16 protein-coding genes and 2 pseudogenes are annotated in these 19,528 nt (G+C 63.4%); 9 read left to right on the forward strand and 9 right to left on the reverse strand.

Features of this window, described 5'->3' with window-relative positions:
* Positions 1-17: 17 nt before the first annotated feature.
* A complete protein-coding gene (locus XH85_RS18705; RefSeq protein WP_164934790.1) occupies positions 18-959 on the reverse strand; it encodes an ABC transporter permease in 942 nt (313 codons plus the stop codon).
* Between the two features lie 241 nt (positions 960-1,200).
* Positions 1,201-2,331 carry a M20/M25/M40 family metallo-hydrolase gene (locus tag XH85_RS18710; protein ID WP_128932989.1) on the reverse strand — a complete coding sequence of 377 codons (1,131 nt, stop codon included), beginning with the start codon at positions 2,329-2,331 and terminating at the stop codon, positions 1,201-1,203.
* A 269-nt stretch (positions 2,332-2,600) separates the two neighbouring features.
* Between XH85_RS18710 and XH85_RS18715 the strand changes: the two genes are divergently transcribed.
* Both XH85_RS18715 and XH85_RS18720 read left to right on the forward strand, forming a co-directional pair.
* On the forward strand, positions 2,601-4,211 hold the full coding sequence (locus XH85_RS18715) for an ABC transporter substrate-binding protein (protein WP_128932990.1): 1,611 nt from the start codon (positions 2,601-2,603) through the stop codon (positions 4,209-4,211).
* A gap of 233 nt (positions 4,212-4,444) precedes the next feature.
* A pseudogene (locus XH85_RS18720) lies at positions 4,445-6,036 on the forward strand (glycosyltransferase family 39 protein).
* Between the two features lie 9 nt (positions 6,037-6,045).
* On the opposite strand, the gene XH85_RS45170 reads toward XH85_RS18720, so the two are convergent.
* From XH85_RS45170 to XH85_RS18735, 4 genes and pseudogenes are all read right to left on the reverse strand, one after another.
* Positions 6,046-6,183: a hypothetical protein gene (locus XH85_RS45170; RefSeq protein ID WP_164940303.1), complete on the reverse strand. Its 138-nt coding sequence runs from the start codon at positions 6,181-6,183 to the stop codon at positions 6,046-6,048.
* Between the two features lie 54 nt (positions 6,184-6,237).
* Positions 6,238-6,372: pseudogene (locus XH85_RS18725) on the reverse strand (MFS transporter); the annotation flags it as partial.
* Positions 6,373-6,475: 103 nt separating this feature from the next.
* Complete coding sequence (locus XH85_RS18730) at positions 6,476-6,916, reverse strand: hypothetical protein (protein WP_128932991.1); 441 nt, start codon at positions 6,914-6,916, stop codon at positions 6,476-6,478.
* 300 nt (positions 6,917-7,216) lie between these two features.
* Positions 7,217-8,467 carry a multidrug effflux MFS transporter gene (locus XH85_RS18735; RefSeq protein ID WP_128932992.1) on the reverse strand — a complete coding sequence of 417 codons (1,251 nt, stop codon included), beginning with the start codon at positions 8,465-8,467 and terminating at the stop codon, positions 7,217-7,219.
* Positions 8,468-8,821: 354 nt separating this feature from the next.
* Between XH85_RS18735 and XH85_RS18740 the strand changes: the two genes are divergently transcribed.
* From XH85_RS18740 to XH85_RS18755, 4 genes are all read left to right on the forward strand, one after another.
* The gene (locus XH85_RS18740) at positions 8,822-10,120 is read left to right on the forward strand and encodes a hypothetical protein (RefSeq protein WP_245474150.1); all 1,299 of its coding nucleotides are present in this window, start codon (positions 8,822-8,824) and stop codon (positions 10,118-10,120) included.
* 722 nt (positions 10,121-10,842) lie between these two features.
* Entirely contained in the window at positions 10,843-11,589 is a 747-nt protein-coding gene (locus XH85_RS18745) for a phosphatase PAP2 family protein (RefSeq protein ID WP_128932994.1), read from the forward strand.
* A 261-nt stretch (positions 11,590-11,850) separates the two neighbouring features.
* Positions 11,851-12,102, forward strand: a complete 252-nt coding sequence (locus tag XH85_RS18750; RefSeq protein ID WP_128932995.1) for an acyl carrier protein — start codon at positions 11,851-11,853, stop codon at positions 12,100-12,102.
* Between the two features lie 616 nt (positions 12,103-12,718).
* Positions 12,719-13,138 carry a twin-arginine translocation pathway signal gene (locus tag XH85_RS18755; protein WP_128932996.1) on the forward strand — a complete coding sequence of 140 codons (420 nt, stop codon included), beginning with the start codon at positions 12,719-12,721 and terminating at the stop codon, positions 13,136-13,138.
* 25 nt (positions 13,139-13,163) lie between these two features.
* Here XH85_RS18755 and XH85_RS18760 read toward each other — a convergent pair whose 3' ends face one another.
* Both XH85_RS18760 and XH85_RS18765 read right to left on the reverse strand, forming a co-directional pair.
* The gene (locus tag XH85_RS18760) at positions 13,164-14,366 is read right to left on the reverse strand and encodes an FAD-dependent monooxygenase (protein ID WP_128932997.1); all 1,203 of its coding nucleotides are present in this window, start codon (positions 14,364-14,366) and stop codon (positions 13,164-13,166) included.
* A gap of 19 nt (positions 14,367-14,385) precedes the next feature.
* Complete coding sequence (locus XH85_RS18765) at positions 14,386-14,631, reverse strand: zinc-finger domain-containing protein (protein WP_007602543.1); 246 nt, start codon at positions 14,629-14,631, stop codon at positions 14,386-14,388.
* A 307-nt stretch (positions 14,632-14,938) separates the two neighbouring features.
* On the opposite strand from XH85_RS18765, the gene XH85_RS18770 reads away from it, so the two are divergent.
* Both XH85_RS18770 and XH85_RS18775 read left to right on the forward strand, forming a co-directional pair.
* The gene (locus tag XH85_RS18770) at positions 14,939-16,075 is read left to right on the forward strand and encodes a hypothetical protein (protein WP_128932998.1); all 1,137 of its coding nucleotides are present in this window, start codon (positions 14,939-14,941) and stop codon (positions 16,073-16,075) included.
* A 165-nt stretch (positions 16,076-16,240) separates the two neighbouring features.
* Entirely contained in the window at positions 16,241-16,996 is a 756-nt protein-coding gene (locus XH85_RS18775; RefSeq protein WP_128937326.1) for an alpha/beta fold hydrolase, read from the forward strand.
* Here the strand turns inward: XH85_RS18775 and XH85_RS18780 are convergent.
* Positions 16,954-18,357, reverse strand: a complete 1,404-nt coding sequence (locus XH85_RS18780; RefSeq protein WP_164940790.1) for a hypothetical protein — start codon at positions 18,355-18,357, stop codon at positions 16,954-16,956. The two genes, XH85_RS18775 and XH85_RS18780, sit on opposite strands and share 43 nt — an antisense overlap.
* A 276-nt stretch (positions 18,358-18,633) precedes the next feature.
* Here XH85_RS18780 and cysE point away from each other — a divergent pair, with 276 nt between their 5' ends.
* The gene (gene cysE / locus XH85_RS18785; protein ID WP_091889465.1) at positions 18,634-19,458 is read left to right on the forward strand and encodes a serine O-acetyltransferase; all 825 of its coding nucleotides are present in this window, start codon (positions 18,634-18,636) and stop codon (positions 19,456-19,458) included.
* Positions 19,459-19,528: the final 70 nt, after the last annotated feature.

The raw sequence follows: 19,528 nt of genomic DNA on the forward strand, positions 1-19,528 counted from the left end.
TTGTTCTTACCCTTGCCTCAGTACCGGATCCGGGGATCGAGCAGCGTATAGGCGACGTCGATCAGGAGATTGACGACGACATAGATCAGCGACGTCAGCAGGATCATCGCCTGGATCACCGGATAGTCCCGCGCCAGCACCGCGTCCACGGTGAGGCGGCCGATGCCGGGAATGTTGAACACGCTCTCGGTGACGACGACGCCGGAGATCAGCAGCGCAAATCCGGTGCCGATGACGGTGATGACGGGCACCGCCGCGTTGCGCAGCGCATGCCGCATCATCACGGCGACTTCGTTGATGCCCTTGGCGCGTGCGGTGCGGACGTAATCTTCGCCGAGCACGTCGAGCATTGCTGCGCGGGTCATGCGCGCGATCAGCGCGATGTAGATGAAGGAGAGCGCGCAGGTCGGCAGGATGATGCGTTCGAAGAACGGCCCGAAACCATTCGAGATGCTCTTGAAGCCTTGCACCGGCACCCAGCGCAAATCGATCGCGAAGATTTCGATCAGGACATAGCCGACCACGAACACCGGCACGGAGAAGCCGAGCACCGACAGGCCCATCACGAAGCGGTCGATCCAGGTCCCGTGCTTCCACGCCGCGATCACGCCCAAGGGCACGGCGACGATGACGGCGAGAATGATCGTCGACAGCGCGATCGAGATCGACGGCTCGACACGCTGGCCGATCATCTTCATCACCGGCAGGTTGGAGATCAGCGAGGTCCCGAGGTCGCCGTGCAGCAGCTTGTTCACCCAGGTGACGAACTGCACGATCAGGGGCTCGTTGAGGCCGAGCGAGGTGCGGATGCGCTCCAGCCGCTCCGGCGTCGCGTTGTCGCCGGCGAGAATGGCGGCGGGATCGCCGGGGGTGAGGCGGAGCAGCAGGAAGACGAACAGCGCGACGACGCCCATCACGGGCACGGCGGCGAAGATTCGGCGAACGAGATATCCGAGCAAGTTGGATCCGTCAGATTAGAGTCAAATCGTGGCAGGGCGTTCGGCAAGCCTGCCATCAGCCTAACATTTCAGCAATTCCCGTGCCATCCGGGCCACAGCTTTTGCAGTGCGGCCAGTCGTTGTAGGGTGGGCTAAGCGGAGCGTGCCCACCACGTTCAGCAAAATGGTGGCATGGCGCTTCGCGCCAAAATGGTGGCATGGCGCTTCGCGCCTTTGCCCACGCCACGGAATAGCTTCACCATTACTCCAGCGTTGCCAGCAGCCCCGCCATCAGCCGGCCGCGTTCGACCAGGCTTTCGACCTCGATATACTCTTCGAGCGTGTGTCCGTTGCCACCACGCACGCCTAGGCCGTCGAGAGTCGGGATCCCCATTGCGCCGGTGAAGTTGCCGTCGGAGCCGCCGCCGGCACTCGCATGCGGCAGTTCGGCGCCGAGCGACTTGGCGATGCCGCGGGCCTTTTCATACAACGCCATGGTCCCGGCATCCGGTTCCCACACCGGGCGCGTCACGCCGCGGGTAACCTTGAAGGTGACATCATTGGTTGTGCCTGACAGCGCCAGCATCCTCTCGACGCCGCGATCGAGGTCGGCCTGGCGCTTGGCCATCGACAGCGCCTCGCCTGTGGCGGTCGTGGCAACGCAATTGACCCATTGTCCGCCATGCACGACGCCGACCGAGAAGGTGCAATCGTCCGTGGTCATCGCGTCGATCGCGAGGATCTGCCGGGCCATCTCGCGGATCGCCGAGCGTCCCGCCGACAGCGTCGCGCCGGCGTGGCTCGGCCGTCCCGTCGCCTCGAGATTGAAACGCGCGATGGCGTAACGTCCGGTGGTGACGCCATTGTCGGCGCGGCCAGGCTCGGGCACCAGCACGTATTTGTTGCGCGCGGCCTCCGCCTCGATGATGTCGCGGGTCGAGGGCGTGCCGACTTCCTCGTCGGGCGTGAAGAGCACCGTGATCGGCAGCGGCGTGGTGAAGGCGGCGCGCGCCAGCTGCCGGATCGCTTCCAGCGAGAGATAGTTGCCGCCCTTCATGTCGTAGATGCCGGGGCCGTAGCACTTGTTGCCCTCACGCCGCCATTTCAGCTTCTCGATGGTGCCGACCGGGTGGACGGTATCCATGTGCCCGGCGATCAGGATGCCGGGCTCGCCCTGCTTCGGATGGGGAAAGCGCGCGCGGATCACGTCGCCAAAGCCCCGGCGGCCGGCGATGCGTTCGATGGTCGCACCCATGATGGCCATATCCTGCGCTGCGAAATCGAGCATGCGATTCACGGCGCCCGCGTCCCAGGTCGGGCTCTCGCATTCCACCCAGCCGCGCAGGCCCTGGAGCATCGCCTCGGAATCGAAGGGAAGATTGGCTGGATTCATCTCAATGTCTCTCAAGCTTCGAAAATGGAACGCGCATTGCATCGGCGCGGGGCAGGACAGGCAGAGAGTGTTGTAGAGCCAAACCGATCCTTGTGGAGCCCGTGCACACGCCGCGAGGGCTTGCAGCGAAACCGGATTGACGCGCTCGGCACTGTCTGCAAGTCTCGAAAAGATAAAGGCATTGCATGAGGTTAGTTCGCCCAAAGAACGAACCGGATGCTCAACCAATAATCTGCCTTTGAACAGTTTCACGTCAGGAGAAACTTTCCATGTTCAACTTCATGCGCCGGGGGTCTCGCGCGTTTGCCTCCAAACTTGCGCTATCGGTCGTCGCGCTGTCCACGGCGATGGCCTCGCCGGTGTTTGCCGCCGGCAAGACCATCACGGCGGTGATGCATTCGGATCTGCGCATCATCGATCCGATCTTCACCACGGCCTACATCACGCGTGACCATGGCTACATGGTTTACGACACGCTGGTGGCCACCGATTCGAACTTCAAGATCCAGCCGCAGATGGCGGACTGGAAGATCTCCGACGACAAGCTCACCTACACCTTCACGCTGCGCGACGGCCTGAAGTGGCATGACGGTGCACCGGTCACGGCGGAAGACTGCGTCGCCTCGCTGAAGCGTTGGGCCGCGGTCGACGGCATGGGCCAGAAGCTCATGGATTTCACCGCGAGCATCGAGGCGACGGACGCCAAGACCATCACGTTGAAGCTCAAGGAGCCCTACGGCCTCGTGCTCGATTCGATCGGCAAGCCGTCCTCGCGCGTCGCCTTCATGATGCCGAAGCGCCTCGCCGAGACGCCGCCGGACAAGCAGATCCCGGAGCAGATCGGCTCGGGTCCCTTCAAGTTCGTGCAGTCGGAATTCCAGCCGGGCGTGAAGGCGGTCTACGTCAAGAACACCGATTACGTGCCGCGCAAGGAGCCGGCGAGTTGGACCTCCGGCGGCAAGGTGGTGAAGGTCGACCGCGTCGAATGGATCACCATGCCGGACTCCCAGACCGCGGTGAACGCGCTGCAGTCGGGCGACATCGATTTCATGGAAAATCTGCCCTACGACATGCTGCCGATACTGGAGGCGAACAAGGAGCTCACGCTCGAGGTCTCGAACAAGTTCGGCTTTCAGACGCTCGGCCGGATGAACTTCCTTCATCCGCCGTTCGATAACGTGAAGGTGCGCCGGGCTGCCTTGCTGGCGATAAACCAGAAGGACGTGCTCGACGCGCTGGTCGGAAACCCGAAGTACCAGAAGATCTGTGGCGCGTTCTTCGTGTGCGATACGCCGCTCGCGACCGAGGTCGGCGGGGAAACCCTGGTGAAGGGCAACGGCATGGCGGAAGCCAAGAAGGCGCTCGCCGAGTCCGGCTATGACGGTACCCCGGTCGTGATCATGGCCCCTGGCGATGTCACGACGCTGAAGGCGCAGCCGATCGTTGCGGCCCAGCTGCTGCGCGAGGCCGGCTTCAAGGTCGATTTGCAAGCGACCGACTGGCAGACCGTGGTGAGCCGCCGCGCCAGCCAGAAGCCGCCGAAGGAGGGCGGGTGGAACATGTTCTTCACCAACTGGGTCGCGGCCGACGTCTCCAACCCGATCACCAATCTCTCGATCGGCGGCCAGGGCAAGAAGGGCGGCTGGTTCGGCTGGGCGGAAGACGCCAAGATCGAGCAGCTCAAGGACGCCTTCGTCCGCGCGTCCTCGCTCGACGAGCAGAAGAAGATCGCAGCCGACATCCAGAAGGAAGCGTATGAGCAGGTGATCTACATTCCGCTGGGGCAGTATCTGCTGCCGAGCGGCTGGCGCAAATCGCTCAGCGGCGTGCTCGACGGTCCCGCGACTCCGCTGTTCTGGAACATTGACAAGTCGGAGTAGGGGCAGGCCAGACCACGCGTCTTTCGTCTCCCTCACCACGCGGCGCCGCTGTCATCAGCGGCGCCGTTGCCTTTTGTCGACCTTGCGTTGGCTGAGAGGCCGGAGCGTTTTTAACCGTTCCAGTTTTCAATTGTTGCTATTTGTTTCTGTCCTGAAATAGATGTGTCGTCCTCGCGCATCGCTTTTCCTTCTTTCATTTGATTCCCGTGCCGCTCGATTTTGCATTCCAGGCGATGGCCGAACGGTCCGATCGTGCGCCGGCGCGATGGCGCCGGCCTTTCTTGCACTGGACGCGGTCGAGACAGGCTGGGCCGTGCCGCTTCTCATCGCCTGCTTTGTCGCGATCTGGACGCTTTATCTCGTGATCGCGTACGCCGGCAGCGGCCTGCATCCCGATACGCTCGAAGCGTGGACCCTGGGTCGGCATTTCGCCTGGGGTTATCACAAGCATCCGCCATTGACCGGCTGGGTTGCCGCTAGCTGGACCTTCGTCTTCCCCCTCAGCGACTAGTCGCTGCAATTGATGGCGATGGCCAACGCCGGGCTTGCGCTGTATTTCGTCGACCGGATCGCGCGGCAATTCGTGAGCGGGCACAAGCGCGTCCTGGTGCTGCTGCTCCTGATGCCGACGCCGGCCTATCAATTCCATGCCCAGCGCTTCAATGCCAATGCCGTGCTGCTCGCGGTCTGGCCGCTGGCGACCTGGTGCTTCCTGCGCGCGTTCGAGACGCGCGCCGCGTCGTGGGCGGTCGCGGTGGGGTGCACGACGGCGCTGGCAATGCTCGGCAAATATTATTCGATCTTTCTCGTCGCGAGCTTCGCGTTGGCCGCGCTGGCGCACCCGGCGCGGCGCGCCTATTTCACCTCCGCTTCGCCCTGGATCTCGGCGGTGGTCGGGCTCGCGGCGCTGTCGCCGCACGTCGTGTGGCTCGCGGCCACGGGGGCGTCGACTTTCACCTATGCGCTGGCCCATGCCAACGGCAATGCCTTAAGCTCGCTCGGCGAGGCCAGGAACTTCCTGCTCGGGCTGGCGGCGGCCATGAGCGTGTCGGCCGTGCTATGGGTCTTGATCGCCGGCACGCGGCTGAAGCAATTTCCGGCCGACTTCGCTGCAATGAGCCCGGGTCTGCGGCTTCTGTTCTACGTCGCCATGGGCACGATCACGTTGCCGGTGCTGACATCGCTCGTGATGGGCACTGATCTGCCGTCGCTGTGGGCATTGCAGGGGCTGTTCCTGTTCGCCGTTCTCGTGGTTTGCGGCGCGCGCTATCCGATCGAGCGCTTCTACACCGTCAACCTCACCGTGACCGTGGCTGGCGTCGCGCTCGTTGCGGTCATGGTCGTAGCGCCGATCCATGCCGTCTATCGCAACGATCACGGTTACGAAGAAGGCCGGAATTTCTACGCGCAGGTGGCCGGCGAATTGACGCGCGAATGGCGCGAGCTGGCCGGCACGCCGCTCAGCGCCGTGAGCGGTGATGATTCGCTGGCCTTCGCGACGGCGTTCTACAGCCCCGACCATCCGCATTGTGCACGGCCGTTCGAGCATCAAAACTCCTGGGGCTTGCCGCGCAAGGCGACGCTGGACCGCGGCTGGGCCGCGCTCTGTTTTCGCGGCCAGGACTATTGTGGCAGGTGGATGGAATGGGTGTCCTCGAAAGCCGGACACGTCGTCAGGCGCGAGTTCACCGTGCAGGCAACTCTGTGGGGGCGGCCCGGCCTGTCGCGGAAGGTGGTCGTGCTGATGGTGCCGCCGCGAGGAAGCGGGGCGGCGCCCGAGAGCGCTGCTGAGGATTTCAGCGCCCGCAGGCGGGCGGCCGAATAGATTTCGTGATCAGCAATGGCTGTCGCGTACCTGCTCGAGCCCCTCGCTCGCCAAAGGCGTCGTGAACGTGGTCTGCTCAGCGTCCGGCTCCGAACGCTCCTGTTTCTGCGGTTTCGCCTCGCGGTTTTCGCGGTGTTCCAGTTCCATTAACGTGGCCTCTCGAATTGCTGCAGGACAACATCGAGAGGGACGGGAAGTTCCTCACGCGATCGGGCGATGATGCGGCTTGAACAGCCGTCCCTTTTCCACCGCCAGCACGATCGCGAGCGCTGCGAGCATCGACAGGAAGAAGCCGACCGAGAACGGCAGCAGCGTGCCGTCGAAGCTTCGCCCGATCAGGGACTCACGCATGCAAGCGAGGTGCTTTTTGCGCCGTGGGGAATGACCGACGATTGACCTTCAATTGCTTTCGCGAAGGCAATCGCAAGAGCTGCAACGGCTACACCAGCGAAGATGTCCACAAAGTAGTGTCCACCCCACAAGGGCGTTGCTGCCAGCATTGCAACGCACTGAGCATGGCATCCTGCAATGGCAAATTTGCAGATGCTGCGACGTAGGTCAGGACGGCCCCGAGCATGGACACAAGGCCTAACTGGGCGATGGAAATAAGAACGTACGCAATGCGCACGGCGCGTACTCGTGACAACAAGACGTGACCTGCCGCCGTGAGACCTGCAACCGTCGCCATGCCCCCCAACAACTCGCCTTCGAGGGCCATCGAGAGTTTCAACAAGGCAAGGGATACACCGACGAATAGCGCCAGAATTGTAATAGTGATCCAGTTCAGCAGGTAGAGACCATAGGCTTCCACTGCTTCTGAACTCGTTTGCGCTCCCGCGGATTGGGCGGGACTGTTTCTCACGTAAGCACGAACGGTCATGCGCCGCCATTTCCTGCATCTTCCGGGAAATATATGGCAACACAACCTTTAATATATCAACAACCTGACGACGTCATTAGGCGATGAAACAACCCTCATTCCCAATCGAATCTCTACGAGAGCAGGATCCATTCCGGCAAAATTGAAATAAAGACATCGCATAATCTCAAGATTAGAGATGTCTGCACAAGTGACGACTTCCACTAGGAAGGCGTCAGGGCGCTCTTGTGGCACCGACCGTTACGTTAAAGTGTATAACGCGCTCAGCAGGGCGCGCCCGCCCCGAACGTCCGAGCTTCCTCACGCGGTGGGGCGATGATGCGGCTTGAACAGCCGTCCCTTTTCCACCACCAGCACGATCGCGAGCGCTGCGAGCGTCGACAGGAAGAAGCCGATCGAGAACGGCAGCAGCGTGCCGTCGAAGCTTTGGCCGATCGCCATGCCGACCACGATTCCGATCAATGTCGTGATCGAGCCGTAGAGCGAGGAGGCGGTGCCGGCGATGTGGCCCTGCGGCTCCATCGCGAGCGCGGTGAAATTGGCGACCATCATGCCGAACGAGAACATCATCAGGGCGGAGAGCACCATGAACAAGGATAGCGGCAGCACGCCGAGGCTTTCGGTCAGCAGCATCACGCCGGCCACCGCGGTGTAGAGCGTCAGTGCCCCATGCGAGATCACGCGCATGCCGAGCCGACCGACCAGCCTCGCGTTGAGGAAGCCGGCGATGGCGGTGCCGGCCGCGATCGCCGCGAAGGCGAGCGGGAAGTAATGGCCGAGGTGATAGATGCCGGTGAAGACCTGCTGGGCGCAGAAGACGTAGGCAAACAACGCGCCGATGACGCTGCCGGCGGCCGTGGCGTAGCCGATGGTCTGGCGATGGGTCACGGTCTGCCGGAAGGCCGAGAGCACGTCGGCGGGTGCCAGCGACCTGCGCTCGGACTCGGGAAGGGTTTCGGGCAGTCGCAGCACGCACCATGCGAGCGCGAGCAGGCCGTATAGCATCAGCACCACGAAGATGCCGCGCCATGCCGTCACCAGCAGCACCGCCTGTCCGAACGAGGGGGCAATCACGGGCACCGCGATGAACACCATCATCGCGAGCGACATCACGCTCGCCATGCGGCGGCCGACATAGCAGTCGCGCACGATCGAGGTCGCGATCACGCGCGTCGCCGAAGTGCCGAGCCCTTGGAGTGCGCGCGCCAGCAGCAGCGTCTCGAACGAGGGCGCCGCGACCGCCAGCACGCTCGCCACCGCATAGACCGCCATGCCGCCGAGCAGCACCGGGCGGCGGCCGAAGCGGTCCGACAACGGGCCCATGACGAACTGGCCGGCGCCGAAGCCGACCAGGAAGGTCGACAGCACCAGTTGAAGATGGTTGGCGACGGGAATCTTGAAGGCGGTGCCGATGTTGGGCAGGGCCGGCAGCATCATGTCCATCGCAAGCGGATTCAGCGCCATGATGGACGCGATCACGATGACGAATTCGGGAAAACCCATGGGACGGTGTCCGGAGGACACCCAATCGTCGGCATTGACGTCGGACAAGGAAGCTCACCTCTGAAACTGAGGGCGTTATCCATTCCGATGTTGCGTTGCACAACCCCCGTTTCGGGATGGCTGTCAGGCAGGGCCGGAGCGGACAAGAATTGGTGAGATGGCCGCCTTTCCTTTCCTGCCGGATTCTCCAGATCGCGCAACCCCCCGTGGCCGGAAACCACTGATTCACCATCCCTTCCTAAAGATCGGCGTCCGGCGCGGCCCGCCGGTCCGGCAGGATGAAACCGAAACGCATTCTGCCCACAGTGCGGCCGAGATGAGGAGGCGCCGCAGCGGCGCCCAGAGAAACAAGCCAAACAAAGGTATCCGCCTGTGTCCGAGATGTCCGGTGCAGCACGATGGTTGGAGCCCGCAGCCGACACGGCTGCGAGGCGGAACGTCTGGCTTGCCTGCCTGATCGCGCTGACTGCGCTGCTGGTGCTCGGCAATCTCGCCAACGACGCCAGGCTCGATGTGAAATATGGCTGGGACGTCCGGGTCAATTGCGCGGCAGTCGATGCGCATGCCGACGGGCTCGATCCCTATTTCGTCAAGAACCTGAAGGGCACCAAGCTCTCTTATCCCTATCTGCCCGTGACGCTGGACGTCTTCCGCCCCCTGTGCGCGGGCGGCTTTCTGGTCGATCATTACAGAAGCATCTTTCTCGTCCTCGCCGTGATCTGCGGCCTGCTCTTGCCCGGGCTCGGCCGAACGGGCACGAGCGCGCGCGATGCTGCGCTCAAGGTGCTGTGCGCGCTCGGCGCGTTCGTCGGTTTCGAATGGGTGCAGGCGTCGGGGAATTTCGCGATTCTAAGCGGCCTGCTGACCGCGATCGCGCTGTCGCTCCTGCTTCGTCCGCTTCCCTCTGGAGAAAACACGAGCTTTCCCTTGCGCCTTGCCGGCGCTGCACTGCTCGGCCTCGTGACCTCGTTCAAGCTGGTGTTCTGTCCCGTGCTGGCTGCGCTCTATTTCCTGCCGCTGCCGCGCAGTCGCAAGCTGGCGCTGATCGCGATGGCGGCGTTCGGCTTCGCATTGCCGGTCCTGATGTCGAGGCTGCTGTATCCTGATCTGTTCGCGAGTTGGCTGCTTGCAATTGCGGGTCAGATCCCGAACCAGCATGCCGTCGATCTCGTGGAGATCAATCCGTCGCTGCTGCTGCTGGCGCGGGACCTGATGGACCATGCCGGCCTCGGTGACAGCAGGCTGGCCATGTTCGCGACCTATGCGCTCGCAGCACTCGCGCTCGTGCTGGTGCCGTTCGCCCTGTCCGTCCTGCGCGTGGCCGCGAGCCAGCCGGTGCGGGAGGGGGGATCGCTTCTGACGCGGCTGGATCGCTGGCTGATGGACCAGCCCCGCACGGCCATGCGCGTCACGGTGCTTGCCATGTTTGCGCTCTATCTCAGCTCGCCGCGCCTCAAGGAATATGCCTTCTTCGAGCTCGCGCTCTATGCCGCCATCCTCATCGTCGATCTTCCGGCCATGGCGCTCGCCGGATGTCTCTCGGTCGGTCTGCTCATTCCCGCACTGATCTCGCTTCTGGGAGCAGCATTCGAGGGCAGCTTCATTCTCCTCACGGTCGCGCTGATGTGCTTCTGGATCCTGCTGCTCGACTTCCGTGCCGAGCCGAAACGCCTAGAGCCGCGCATAGTGGAGTCACGTTGAAGGGCTCACGATCGCGCTGAATCGCTTCTGCGCGCATTCCGGAGATCCGACCTCCGATCTCACATCCATGAAGGCATTGTAGGAACCGGATCGAGCCCGAAGTCGGCCATCGATCTCGACCAATGCTGGTGTGGTTGAGCAGATAACGGCGCCTAACAAAGTTCCGTGCGCGAGATCAACCCGCGGCATCCGCGTCGGCGTTAACGATCTCGTGGAATGCTCGGTCGCGTTCCGAATGCCGCCATGACCGCAATTACTCGTCCAAGCGGGGGCGAGGATGGAGCTTTGCCAAGGCGCAAAGGATCACCGCCCACCCGGCTTAGGTTGTCTTGATTAAATCTACACGCGCTCGTTGTCAAACTATTAAAGGTTGTATTGCCATACATGTCTTCGGAATTGCTGGGAATGACAAATGGCGGTTCAGGCATGCTCGATCGGTGGTCTTGCTCGTTCGACAGGTGCTCTATCAACCCCAGGGGCAAGGGCGGAACTCGCGGTTTGCCTTAATCTTTTTCAGCTCAACTGGGTTCTCATCGCAGCCACGCTGGCCGTCTTCGTCGTTGGGATGCGTCTAGCCGGTTTTCAATTGCGGGTAAGCAGCCATCTGCTCTATTTCGGAATTGCCGGCGTGTACGGAGTGGTCGGTTATCTAAATCTGAAATCAAAACTCAGACATCGCCCTGTTCTTCATTGCTCAAATCGTTCTTCAACTTCTTCTTCTGGTGTCGATCGGCTATCTCGCGGCGACAGCCAACTTTCCAATGCAGGACACGAATCTGCTGGCCATGGATCGGGCGCTCGGCCTGGATTTTCGTGCTTATCTGGCGTTGGTCAACCGGCCGGGTCTGATCGATGCTCTTGCAGTGACCTACGACTCCATTCGATGGCAACTGGTTCTGATCGTGGTTGTCGTTCCACTGCTCGGTCATTACAGGCGCGCTGCGGAGTTCTCGCTCGGATTTGGCCTGACGTTGGCTATCACGAGCCTCATCTCCACGCTGTTCCCAGCGACCGGCGTCTATGAAACCGTAGGACTACACTCAGCGGACCATCCCAATTTCGAGCCCTCCGTCTACAACGCGACGCTGCGCGAGCTCCCCCTGGTGCGCGACGGCACAGTGAAGCTGCTCGATGCGTTTCAACTGGGGCCGCTTCTGACCTTTCCAAGCTTTCACGCGGTCTCGGCAGTCTTGTACATGTGGGTGCTCTGGCCGATCCGCTGGGTCCGGGGCATCGACGTGCTATGGAACGCGGTCATGCTGGCCGCGACCCCGATCGGAGGGGGACACTATTTTGTCGACGTGTTCGCCGGGGTGGTCCTCGCCATCGCATCGATCTGGGTCATCAAAGGCATCGGCGCACGTCTTGCGCCCGAGCAGGATCGGGAGAGAGTCATCTCGCAGATCTCCACCGTCGACCCATTGGCGATGGTCGAGCCCGACGGAGATCTGAGCCCGCAATCGTCGTAGTGCTGCGGTGGAAATATGGTTGAAGGCGCGCATGACCGGGTGTCGGCCAAGCCGAAATCCATCTGGTTGCTGCCTTCATTTTATGCGGCGTTAAATTGCCCGCCGCGCGAGGTTGTGGGATCCAGGCTCAGCCCGCGCATTGGGAATGATTTGGGTCATCCTCTTCTTCTGTCTTCTGCATGTCTTCGACGCTCCGCTCGACCGTGTCCACACGATCTGGCAGCGCGCTGATTTTCTCGCATACCTCTTGGGAGTTGACACATGGATCTGAACGTCCGCTCGAAAATGCGCGACTATGTCGTCCAGCGGCTCAGCCTGCGCGGAGATCATTCTCCGGTCGAGGACGATGAGCTCTTGTTCACCAGCGCCCGGCTCGACTCGCTGGATGCGGTCGAAATCATCATGTCGCTGGAGATGGACTACGGGATCGATTTTGCGCGGATCAATTTCGATCTGACGCAGCTGGATTCGATCAACGCCATCTGCGATCTGGTGGATGCGGTCAACGCGTGACCAGTCCAAATGGCTCTTTAGCCATTCGTCCGTGTGAGATGTCACAGACGCTTCGCACGATGCTCTCACCTGGTGCGGGCGGCCGGACTCGAACCGGCACAGGCCTTGCGGCCCCACGGATTTTCATACCACTTCGGCTTTCGCCGCCGCCCTTTCGGCGTTCGTGGTCTGGACTATCCCTTCACCCTGGCGCTTGTCCGCTGTAGGTGCTGCCCGTCTAGTCTCTACACCTTCCCCCTGGCGGGGGCTTGGCTCGGGATTGCCAGTGAAGGTTTCCCCGACTTTGAGCAGTTCTGCTCCTGAAGTTTCCTCCAGGGCACTCAATGGCTTAAGTCCGATGCGTCTACCAATTCCGCCACGCCCGCATCGGCCCATCTATACGGCGCAATTGCCCGACGGGCAAAGAGAATACAGCCGATTCCGCGCACGATTTGAGCCGCTTACCTCAGGGGCTTCAGCTCGGATTCCGTCACGTCCTCGGCCCTCTGGCATTGCTGCTTTGTTGGCTCTATAGGCGGTTCTTCCTTGAGCGAGTCGGGTGCACGAGGCAAAGCCTCAATCCGGACATCTATTGTTGCTTTAGGCATTCTCAATCCGCGGGGACTAATCATCCGGCATGGCTGCTTCGTTTTCCTCTTCCCTGCGCTCCTGCAGCGTGCTGCTCGCGGCCGGTGCTTTGCTGTCCGGCTGCGCCGGCATGAGTGAGACGGTCGCGCCGGCCTTCGCCGATCCCGGCAAATACGAATTGTATGACTGCAAGCAGCTCGAGACCGAGCGCAAGGCGCTCGCGAACCGCACTGCCGATTTGCAGAAGCTGATGGACAAGGCCCAGACCGGCGCTGGTGGCGCGGTGGTGTCCGAGCTTGCCTATCGCAACGACTACATCGCGGCGCGGGGCCAGGCGCAACTTGCCGATGAGGCCTGGCGCCGCAACAGGTGCCGGGAAACACCGCCCGGGCCGACACCGCCCGCCGCGCCGCCGTCATCCGCGGCCGCTGCCAAGCCGGCGTCGAAATCCGGAAAAGCGATCCGCTGAGGCACCGCGCCGGCGGCGCCTGGACTCAAGGCCGCCAGTTGTAGATCCAGTCCTGCCGCGCCAGCATGCGGTCCGGGCCGAGCGCGCGGATCGCAAGATCGCGCGCGATCGCGAGCGGCCCGCTGAAATGATAGATGCGGCCCTGCTGCCGCGCCGTCCGCTGCACCCGGCGCACGCGCGCCTGGCGCGCGCGGCCATATTGCGTCAGCGCAGCCGTGATGCCCGCGGTGCTCTCGGCCGCCTCGACGCTCAAATGCCGCGCGAGCACGGCGGCATCCTCGATCGCCATGCCGGCGCCTTGGGCTGCGAACGGCAGCATCGCATGCACGGCATCGCCGAGCAGCCCGACTGGCCCCTTGCTCCAGGGGCAGCCGTCAGGCACCCCGAACAGCGCCCATTTCCGCCAGGCGTCGACCGGGGCGAGCATCATCCGCGCCGACGGCGGCCAGCGCGGCGCGGCGAAAGCCTCTATCACCTCGTGGGGATCGCCGGGCGTGCTCCAGCCCGGCCTGTTCCAGGTGCCCGGCAGCACCGCGACCACGTTGATCTGGCGTCCGCCTGCGATCGGATAGGCCACGAGATGCGCGTTCGGGCCCATCCAGAGCTGCACTCGGCGCGCCGTGTAGTCCTTCGGCAGTTGCGTCGCATCGAGCGTGCCGCGCCAGGCGATCAGGCCGGAAAAGCGCGGCTGCACTTCGGGGAACAGGTGCTGGCGGACCGTCGACCAGATGCCATCGGCGCCGATCAACGCGCTGGCGAGATCGCTGCGGCGGATCGTGCCGCTGCGATGGACCACCGTCAGCCCCTTGGCGTGAGGCGCGACGTCCTCGAAGGTCGCGCCCAGCTTCAGGTCGATATCGGGATGGTCGGCAACAGCGCCCGCCAGCGCCGATTGCAGATCGGCGCGGTGCACCACCCAATAGGGGGCGCCGGCGCGCGCGGAGGCTGCTTCGCCGAGCGGCATGCGCAGCAGCTCGCCGCCGGCCCGCGCGCTCATGATCGAGACCGCTTCCGGGATCACGGCGCGCAGCTTGAGGCGTTCGGTGAGACCGAGCTCGACCAGCACGCGGCTGGCATTGGGGGAGAGTTGCAGGCCGGCGCCGACTTCCTCGAGGCGCTCGGCCTTCTCCAGCACGACGATGCGGAAGCCGCGGGCCGCGAGCGCAAGCGCGGCCGTCAGTCCACCGATGCCGGCACCGGCAATGACAATCGTTCGGGAGAGCGCCACCCCTGACCGATGAGACCGGTCAGGCCACCTTGTCCTTCAGCACGCATTCCGGCGGACGGGCTTCGCCCGCCTTCAGGTCGGCCGCGAAGCGGTACAGCGTCGAGCAATAGGGGCAGATGATCTCGTTGTCGTTGCCGAGGTCGAGGAAGACGTGCGGATGATCGAACGGAGGGTTGGCGCCCACGCACATGAACTCTTGCGAGCCGATCTCGATGACGGGAACTCCGGCATCGTTGTGGAAGTGCGGGACGACATGGTCGGACATCGTAGTTCATCCTGGAGTGGCAATGGCGACAGGTACAATCGGAAACTGACGCGGCATCTTTAAGGCGCCGCGGACCATACTGGTGGGTTCAGATGATTGCTAGTCCAGCGGAACCGAAAGGTTCGCAATTGCCCCATGCTCATTTGCTCATGCAAATTCGACACAATCTTGGGGCCTGAGAGAAGCCCTTCTTTCGTCGGTGGCGTTGTGTCGCAATTTTGGCATACTATGTCTGTCGACGAGCATAATTGCGACGAAAGACGAATCGTCAGGCGTCAGCGATTTTAGGACCGTCCAGGCTTTCCGCATGAAATGGCTGCAAATCAGCACAGCGTTGGCCGGTGTCGCGGCATGCAGCTTCATGCTCGCGCAGGTAGCACCGCACGCCCGCGAGGCCGGCGCGATCCTCGCCGCCCAGGACGATCCCGCCGTGCTCTCCGAGCTCAAGCTCGATGCGCTGCTGCGGCAGAACGAGCGCCTGGTTCAGGACAACATCGAGGCTGCGCTCGCCGCGGGCGACGCCGATCTCGCCGACAGTTTCGTCGCGCTCGCGCGTGACCGTAACATCGCGCTCCCGGACGACCTCCTGAGCCGCGTCAGCGACGCGGTCAAAGCCGAGAATTCCACCTCACATTTTGCCAAACGATTTGCCACCGGTCTCGTCACCGGCAATGCCGACGACGTCGCGAGCCTGTCGGGAACGGTGGCCGGCGATCTCTTCGTGATCGGCGACATCAGGGACGTTGTCCGGGAAGGCAAGCATCTCGCCATGGGCGAGGACACGGACCGGCTCGTGCTGGGGCTTGCGGCGGCGGGCCTTGTGGTGACGGCGGCAACCTACGTCTCGGTCGGTGGTGCCGCGCCGGTGCGCGCCGGGCTGACGCTGGTGAAGGACGCGCGCAAGGTGGGGCGGCTCGGTGAGGGGCTTGCGGCATGGGCCGGCCGGTCGGCGCGCGAGATCGTCGACACGCCGATGCTTCAGAACGCGGTCGCCAAGGGGTCGGTGCTGCGGCCGGGTGCGACCATGAGCGCGATCAAGGCTGCGTTCCGCGCCGAAAAGGCCGGCGCGCTGGTTCGGCTCGGCAAAGACGTGACGCGCGTCGCCGAAAAGACCGGCACGCGCGGGGCGATGGACACGTTGCGGATCGCCGACGGCCCGAAGGATGTTGCGCGCGCGGCGCGGCTTGCGGAGGCGCAGGGCGGCAAGACCCGCGCCATCATGAAACTGCTTGGCCGCGGCGCGCTGCTCCTCATCGGCGGTGCGTTCGATCTGACGCTCTGGCTGTTCGGCGCGGCACTGACGCTGTTTGGGCTGTTGTCCTCGATCAAGGCGACCACGGAGCGCCTGACCCAGGCCTGGTGTGATCGCAAGCGCGCGCGGCGGCTCCGCCGGGCGCAGATGGCCGCCGAGGCCGCTCTGGCGGATGCAGCCCTCAGGGCCTAAAGCGCGATGAGATTGAGGTAATTCGTAGCCGCGCTTGAGGCTATTGTTTGAGCATGATCTCCGCGCAAACGCGTTCCGCGTTTGCGGAGCGGAAAAACCGCTGCACACTTGTCCGGATCGTGCTCTAAGATCGACTTTCCCCCCTCCAGACCCGCGGAACTGATGATGCCGAGCTTCCACAACGGCGCCGTTGAAATTGCCTATCTCGACGAAGGCGAGGGCGACCCGATCATTCTCCTGCACGGCTTTGCCTCGAGCAAGAACGTGAACTGGGTCTATCCGACCTGGGTCTCGGAACTGCGCAAGAACGGCCGCCGTGTTGTCGCGCTCGACAATCGCGGCCACGGCGAGAGTGCGAAGCTCTACGAGCCTGCGCAGTACTCGATTCCGGTCATGGCCGGCGACGTGCTGGCGCTGATGGATCATCTCGCCATCCCGCAGGCCGACATCATGGGCTATTCGATGGGCGGACGGATGGCGGCGTGGCTCGCGCTCAACGAGCCGCAGCGCCTGCGCTCGGCGATCCTCGGCGGCATCGGCATCGGCGGCCTGATCGAGGGCACCGGTCCCGGCGAGAACGTCGCGAAGGCGCTGGAGGCGCCCTCGTTCGACGACGTCACCGATCCCGTGGGTCGCACCTTCCGCGCCTTTGCCGATCAGACCCGCTCGGACCGCCGGGCGCTCGCCGCCTGCTTGCGCGGCACGCGCGAGCTCATGACGAGAGCGCAGGCCGCACGCATCGAGGTGCCCGTGCTGATTGCGGTCGGCACCGCCGACGACGTCGCGGGCTCTGCCGGCGCACTCGGCGCGATCATCCCGGGCGCGCAAGTGCTCGATATTCCCGGCCGCGATCACATGCGGGCGGTCGGCGACAAGGTCTACAAGACCGGCGTGCTCGATTTCCTCTCACGCCGTAGCTGAGTCTCGTCCGTCGGCGCCTCGTCGCCGAACGCGCGAAACAGCGCGGTCAGCACCACGAAGGTCGCAATCCACACCATCCGCGCGCCATAGCGGTCGTGCGGACCGGAGATCACGCCGCAGATGAAGGCGTTGCCGAGCAGCGCCAGTGTCACGGTCGCTGCCAGCAGCGTCAGATCGTCGAGCCGGCGCCTCGCGAGCGCATGCACCAGCAGCCCGACGAGCGCTGCCATCGAGGCCAGCGCGACGGGGATGTGCAGCCAGTTGACGTCGTCGAAATTGACGGCCCAGTGCTGCTGCCGCGCCGCGCGCATCGGCGCGACTTGCGCGGGTATGTAGCGCTCGATGATGCCGTAGGTGTGCGGAATCCAGCCGTTGGTGCCTTCGCCGGTTGCGACATGCAGCAATTGCTGGCTCATCGCCCGCAGCGCCGCGCCGGCCTGCCAGGCCGGATAGTCCGCGAGCGAATGCACGACGATGTAGCCCATCTCCTCGTTCAGGCCTTCGAACCGGCCGAGCGTGTTGAACATGCTCTTGCCCCACAGAAACTCGTCGGCGGTCGCCGGCAGCTCGTTGCGATAGGGGCAGAGCTTGTAGCGTTCGCGCGGGCAATGATCGTTGAGATAGCGCGCAACGATGCCGTCCTGCATCATGCGGCCGAAGGCGACGCCATAGCCGCCGGGTGTCCAGGTCCATTTGCCCGACAGCGCATAATTCGCCGACATCAGCATCAGGCCGCCCGCGACGATGGTGAGGCTCGCCAGCGCCAATCCCGCGAGCGGAAGGCGAGGTCTGAGGAGCGGCCGCGCCATCCAGCCGGCGGCGCACAGACCGAGCAGCACGCCGAGCGTTGCGCTGTGGGTCGCTGCGGCAAAGGCGGTGAAGACGAACAGCGCGATTTTTTCGAGCCGCGAGGTGCGGTGTGCTCCGATGACCAGCAGGAACAGCGACAGCACCGACAGTCCCGCGAAGATGTCGGTGAGCAGCATGCTCGCCAGCCAGGGCAGGGCGGTCGACATGATCAGGAGCAGGCTGATCGCGACGAAGCGGAAGGTCTGCATCAGCCCGAGCACGCGCAAGCTGAGCTGCAATAGCCACAGCGTCGCCAGCGACTGGACCGCGACGTTGATCCAGAAACCAAAGCTCTCGCCATAGTGCAGATAGAGGCCGAACACGGTGGAGCGGCTCGGGACGAGATAGCCCTCGTACCAGCGCGCCAGATAGCCGCCGGTATCCCATTGCAACAATGGATAGCCGTTCCAGAACGCCGGCGCGATCATCAGCAGGGGCAGGGCCATTGCGGCCAGCCGCAGCCAAAACGAGCCCGCGGCGCGCGCGCGCAATTGGTCGGTGGTGATGCTCAAAACTGTTCCGTCCTCGGGGCGACCATGCCCGCAATAACGGTTGGGGGAGAATTCACCAATAGTTTGATGCGGCCCGGCTTGAATTTGGCAAAACTCTGACCACTTTGAGCCGACCTTGCCGCTTGGGGGCGTCAGAAGAAAGTATTGTGTTTCAATGTCTTGGCGCGCTTTCGCAAGGCAAGGCACTGTTCACTCTCAGGCAAGCCGGCCAGGACTTTGTCGCGTAGACTGTGCTATAGAGCCAACAAAACCAGCCCATTCGAAAGAGCAATTCCCATGGCAGTGCATCAGGTCAATCCGGGAGGAAAGCTCGCATCGCTCGATCCGATCTGGGACCGGATCCGGAGCGAGGCGGAGGACATCGTCCATCGCGAGCCCGAGCTTGCGACCTTCATTTATTCGACGGTGCTGCATCACAGCCGCCTCGAAAATTCCGTGATTCACCGTCTCGCCGACCGGCTCGATCACTCCGCGCTGTCGGGCGATCTCGTGCGCCAGACCTATGACGAGGCGCTGCGCGACGATCCCGATCTCGGCAACGCCTTTCGCGCCGATCTCGTCGCCGTCTACGACCGCGATCCCGCGACCTCGCGCTTCATCGATCCCTTGCTCTACTTCAAGGGCTTTCATGCGATCCAGACCCATCGCTTGGCACACTGGCTCTATCTGAAGGGCCGCAAGGATTTCGCGTATTACCTCCAGAGCCGTTCGTCCGCGGTGTTCCAGACCGACATCAACCCCGCCGCGCGCATCGGCCGCGGCATCTTCCTCGACCACGCCACCGGCTTCGTCTGCGGTGAGACGGCGGTGATCGAGGACGACGTCTCGATCCTGCACGGCGTCACGCTCGGCGGCACCGGCAAGGAGAACGAGGACCGTCATCCGAAGATCCGCCATGGCGTGCTGATCGGCGCCGGCGCAAAGATACTCGGCAACATCGAGATCGGCCATTGCGCGCGCATTGCCGCCGGCTCGGTCGTGGTCAAGCCGGTGCCGCACAACGTCACGGTTGCGGGCGTGCCCGCCAAGATCGTCGGCGAAGCCGGCTGCGCCGAGCCGTCGCGCACCATGGATCAGATGATCAACGCGATGGGGCTTTGATCTCCGTTTGATCGGAACGGGGCCGGATTTTCCGGCCCTTTCCGTCCCAAAATTCTTTGGCAATTCATGC

The organism is Bradyrhizobium zhanjiangense (assembly GCF_004114935.1).
GTDB lineage: Bacteria > Pseudomonadota > Alphaproteobacteria > Rhizobiales > Xanthobacteraceae > Bradyrhizobium > Bradyrhizobium zhanjiangense.